This window comes from Saccharothrix hoggarensis, from assembly GCF_042678885.1.
GTDB lineage: Bacteria > Actinomycetota > Actinomycetes > Mycobacteriales > Pseudonocardiaceae > Actinosynnema > Actinosynnema hoggarensis.
Genome location: NZ_JBHTLK010000352.1, coordinates 1 through 4,709, shown reverse-complemented (window position 1 = coordinate 4,709; position 4,709 = coordinate 1). Strand labels below are relative to the sequence as shown.

At 72.4% G+C, this 4,709-nt stretch carries 4 protein-coding genes; 1 reads left to right on the top strand and 3 read right to left on the bottom strand.

All coding sequences use genetic code 11. From position 1 onward, the window contains the following. From ACFQ3T_RS34460 to ACFQ3T_RS34450, 3 genes are all read right to left on the bottom strand, one after another. Positions 1-2,338, bottom strand: a 2,338-nt coding sequence (locus ACFQ3T_RS34460; protein WP_380729974.1) for a GH92 family glycosyl hydrolase, incomplete at its 3' end; no start/stop codon positions are given. Positions 2,339-2,501: 163 nt separating this feature from the next. Then, the gene (locus ACFQ3T_RS34455) at positions 2,502-3,113 is read right to left on the bottom strand and encodes a hypothetical protein (RefSeq protein WP_380729972.1); all 612 of its coding nucleotides are present in this window, start codon (positions 3,111-3,113) and stop codon (positions 2,502-2,504) included. Between the two features lie 95 nt (positions 3,114-3,208). Continuing rightward, positions 3,209-4,366: a trans-sulfuration enzyme family protein gene (locus tag ACFQ3T_RS34450; RefSeq protein WP_380729971.1), complete on the bottom strand. Its 1,158-nt coding sequence runs from the start codon at positions 4,364-4,366 to the stop codon at positions 3,209-3,211. Positions 4,367-4,430: 64 nt separating this feature from the next. On the opposite strand from ACFQ3T_RS34450, the gene ACFQ3T_RS34445 reads away from it, so the two are divergent. Continuing rightward, on the top strand, positions 4,431-4,709 hold a 279-nt coding region (locus tag ACFQ3T_RS34445; RefSeq protein WP_380729969.1), incomplete at its 3' end, for a GntR family transcriptional regulator.

The following is a 4,709-nucleotide window of genomic DNA, read 5'->3' as shown; positions in this document are numbered from 1 at the left end:
CGCGGCTGACCGACGGCGGCTCGGAGCCGGGATCGGTGCCCCAGGACGACGGCGTGGCGCCGAGCCGGTGCGCCACCGTGCCGCCGCCGGCGACGGTGTCCCAGTCGAGCCACGTCTTGCGGAGGTCACGGCCGTCGAACGACACCTCCTGCACGTACCGGTTGGCGTCGCTCGCGCCCGGCGCGGTGATGGTCAGCGTGTTCTGTCCGGTTCGGACGGTCGCGCCCGGGAACTGGGGGCTGGACAGGGCGAGGAAGTCGCCGCCGCTCATCGTCGGGTACAGGCCCAGCGACGAGAACACGTACCAGGCCGACATGGTGCCCAGGTCGTCGTTGCCGGTCATGCCGTCCGGGCCGGTGGTGAACAGCGTCATCGCCGCCCGCACCACGGTCGCCGTCTTCGCCGGGGTGCGCGTCGACAGGTAGAAGTACGGCGCGAGCAGGTCGGGTTCGTTGTTGGGGTTGTACGTGGGCTTGCCGTAGTAGTCGTACGGCTGGGTGATCCAGTCCTCGCGCACGGTCCCGGCCGGGTCGGCGAGCAGCTCGTCGTAGGCGAAGAACGCGTCGAGCCGCCGTTCCGCGGCCTCGCGCCCGCCCATCAGGTCGACGAGCCCGTTCGGGTCCTGCGGTACCAGCCACTGGTACTGGAACGCGCCGCCCTCGTGGAACTGGTGGCCCGCGTCGACCGGGTTGTACGGCGTCACCCAGGTGCCCTCGGCGGTGCGGGGGCGGAAGTGTCCGATCTCGGCGTCCCACAGGTTGCGGTACCACTGGCCGCGGTCGGCGAACATCCGCGCGTCGTCGCGCTTGCCGAGCCCTTCCGCCATGACGGCGAGGGACGCGTCCGCCGCCGCGTACTCCAGCGTCGCCGACGCCGGGTGCACGCAGTCGTTGTCGCCGCCCTTGTGCGCGCAGTCGACGCCCAGCTCCAGCCCGGACGGGATGTAGCCGCGGTCGCGGTAGAACTCGACGCCGGACCGGCCGTTGTACGGCGAGTCGGCGGGCGGGACGGTGGTGGCGTTGCGCTTGAGCAGCTCGTACGCCTCCTCCTCGTGCCCGGCGAGCAGGCCCTTCGACCACGCCTCGACCAGGAACGGCGTCACCGGGTCGCCGGTCATGATGTTGGTCTCGCTGTTGGCGAGCGCCCAGCGCGGCAGCCACCCGCCGTCCCGCCCGCTCGCGACGACGGACAGCGCGACGTCCCGCGCCACCTCGGGTTCGAGCAGTTCCAGCAGTTGGTTCTGCGGCCGGTAGGTGTCCCACAGCGACAGGTTCTGGTAGGGCGTGAAGCCCTCGGCGGTGTGCGGCTCGCCGTCGAAGCCCAGGTACCGGCCGTCCACGTCGCCGGCGAGGTTGGGGTGCAGCAACGAGTGGTAGAGCGCGGTGTAGAACGCGACCCGCCGCTCCGGCGCGCCGCCGTCGATCCGGATCGAGTTCAGCCGGTCCACCCACGCCCGGTGCGCGGCGGCCTTCGTGGCGTCGAAGTCGTAGGAGTCGCCGGTCTCGGCGGAGAGGTTCTTGCGGGCGCCGTCGATGCCGGTGTACGAGATGCCGACCTTGAGCACGACGTCGCGGTCGGAGGTCGCGTCGAAGGTCACCCACGCGCCGTTGCCGCCCTGGCCCGCCGCGTCCGGCACGCCCGGCGCGCGGGTCGTGCCGCGCCACGTGCCGAAGCTCGCGAACGGCCGGTCGAAGGTGGCCGTGAAGTAGACGGTGTGCTCGTCGCGGCCCGCGCAGAACCGCCCGGCCTTGATCCGTCCCTCGACGGTCCGGTCGCCGATGACGTGCACCTCGGAGTCGAGCACCTGCTGGTTCGCCTTGCCGGTGTTGAACAGGACGTTCGCCTGCGCCCCGGCGGGGAACGCGTGGCGCTGCCAGCCGGTGCGCGGTGTGGCGGTCAGCTCGGCGTTGATCCCGTACCGGGACAGGCCGACGCGGTAGTAGCCGGGCCGCGCCTCCTCGTCGGCGTGCGAGTACTTCGACCGGTACCCGGCGATGTCAACGTTGTCCACCGGGCCGGTCGTCGGCATGACCGGCAGTTCGCCCGCCACGCCGCAGCCGACGCCGGACAGGTGCGTCTGGCTGAAGCCGTGGATCTCCTGCTGCTGGTAGTCGTAGCCGCCCTGGCCGCCGGTGTCCGGGCTGACCTGCACCATCCCGAACGGCATGCTCGCGCCGGGGAACGTGTTGCCGAAGTTCTGGGTGCCGACGAACGGGTTCACCAGGGTCGTCGGGTCCACGTCGTCGGGCTGGGCGGCGGCCGGCGCCACGGCGAGCGGCGCTCCTATGAGCGCCAGTGCGGCGGCCAGCAGGAGTGAGTTGCCTCGGCGGAGCGGCATCGGCGGGGACCCTCTCTGGGTGACAACGTTGTCAGGTGATCCGGATGCCCGATCACCGTCCCGACTCTGGCGCACGACGGCCCCGGCCGTCCAGACCCGACGACCACCCTGACCGGACAAATCCGGTGACAGGGTGGCCGTCGGCCCCGTGGCGCGCGGGAGCTCAGTTCCCCCAGAGGATCGGGTTCTTGCGGTAGTCGCCGCCGTCGTTGAACGCGGCCGTCTCCACCTTCAAGCCGTCCTTCGACCCGGCCAGCGAGCACGACTCGAACTTCGCGCCGGGCGTCGTGAAGTCGTCACCGGCGTTCTTCGAGTCGCACGCGGTGGACTCGCCCGCGAGCCCGATCCCGGTGCGCGAGCCGTCCGCCTGCCGCCCGACGAGCGTCATCGGCAGGCCGCTGAGGTCGTCGCCCTTCACGAACTCCACCGTGAACCGGATGCGGACCGGGGTGACGCCGGTGACCTGCTCCGCCGGGAACCGCTCGAGGTCGGAGGCGTCGCCCGGCTCGATCGCGGTGACCGTGATGGCGACGGTGCCGAACCGCTGCTCGTTGTAGTTGGCCGGGACCACCGCGCGCTCACCGATCTTCAGCCGCATGCCGGGGCTGGTGTGGCCGTCTGCGGTCGTCGGCTCGGCCGGGGTCGCCACGGCGGTGGTCGTCTTGGCGGCCCCGGCCGCGTCCGCGGCTCCGGTGTCCTTCGGGCCGCAGGCCGTGGACACCAGGGCAGCCGACCCCACGACGGCTGCCAGGAGGGAGCGCTGGACGTGCTTCACGATCTCGGTTCTCCTCGTGTGAGCGTGCCGGAAAGGCTCTTCCCCCCGGCTGCGCGGCACGCTAACCCGCCAACCGGCCCCGTGCTGTGGGCCGTTCACACCACAGGCAACGCCCGCGCCAGGTCGTCCCAGAGGTCTTCCACGTCCTCGATGCCCACCGACAAGCGGATCGTGCCGCCGGTGATGCCGGACGCGGCCAGCTGCTCCTCGGTCAGCTGGCGGTGCGACGTGCTCGCCGGGTGCAGCACCAACGTCTCCACGCCGCCGAGCGACGGCGCCAGGCTGATCAGCCCGAGGCTGGTCACGAACGCGCGCCCGGCGGCCGCGTCGGCCAGGTCGAACGAGAACGCGCTGCCGAACCCGGTGAGGAACCCGGCCGCGACGGCGTGGCTGGGGTGGGTCTCCAGACCGGTCCAGTGCACCTTGCGCACGGCGGGGTGGTCGGCCAGGCGACGGGCCAGCACCGCGGCGTTCTCCTCGTGCTTCCGCACGCGCAGCGCCAGGGTCCGCAGGCCGCGGATCGTCAGCCAGGCCGCGAACGGGTCGGGCGTGACGCCGAGTTCGACGGCGTAGTGCCAGGTCCGGTGGTGCCGGGCGGTGTCGGCGAAGACCGCCACGCCGCCGGTCACGTCGCTGTGGCCGCCGAGGTACTTGGTGGTCGAGTGCACGACCACGTCCGCGCCGTGCTCGATCGGGCGGCACAGCAGCGGCGACGCGAACGTGTTGTCCACGACGACCAGGACGTCGCCGGCCGCGGCGGCCAGCGCGGGCAGGTCGCTCACGTGGCCGGTCGGGTTGGCGATGGTCTCCAGGTAGAGCACCTTCGTCTCGGGGCGCAGGGCGGCGCGGACCTCGTCCGCGTCGTGCCCGCCGACGTAGGTGACGGTGACGCCCCACCGTTCCGCCAGGTCGCGCAGGAAGGCCAACGTGCCGCCGTACAGCGCGCGCTGCGCGATCACGTGGTCGCCGGCCTTGAGATTCGCCATGAGCACCGCGCTGATCGCGCCCATCCCGGACGCGGTCGCCAACGCCGCCGTGCCGCCTTCGAGCGCCGCCACCGCGTCCTCCAGCGCGCGCACGGTGGGGTTGGCGAGCCGGCTGTAGACGAACGCCCCGTCCGGCCGGGTCATCCCGTCCGCGAACGCGTCGAGGTCGTCGAAGGAGAAGCCGGACGTCTGGTACAGCGGCACGGCCAGGGGCTTGCTGGTCAGGGCGGGTACGTCGGTGTGCACAACTCGGGTGTCGACTCGCATGTCCCCGATCCTCCGGCGGGCGGCGGTGACCGGGAAGGTCCAATCCGACTAGATTGGTCTGCTTGTGGAACCAATCGCGGTGGACGACCTGCGCGGGTGGCTCGGGCGCTGGTCGTCCGGTCGGGGCTCGCTGTACCTGCTGCTGGCCGCGCGCCTGCGCGAGCTGATCGACGAAGGGCTGTTGCCGGCGGGGACGGTGCTGCCGCCGGACCGCGTGCTGGCGTCGGGCCTCGCGGTCGGCCGCACCACCGTGATCGCGGCCTACGACCAACTCCGCCAGGAAGGCCGGCTGACCCGCCGGCGCGGCAGCGGCACGTGGGTGGCGCCGGGCGGCGGCGCGGCG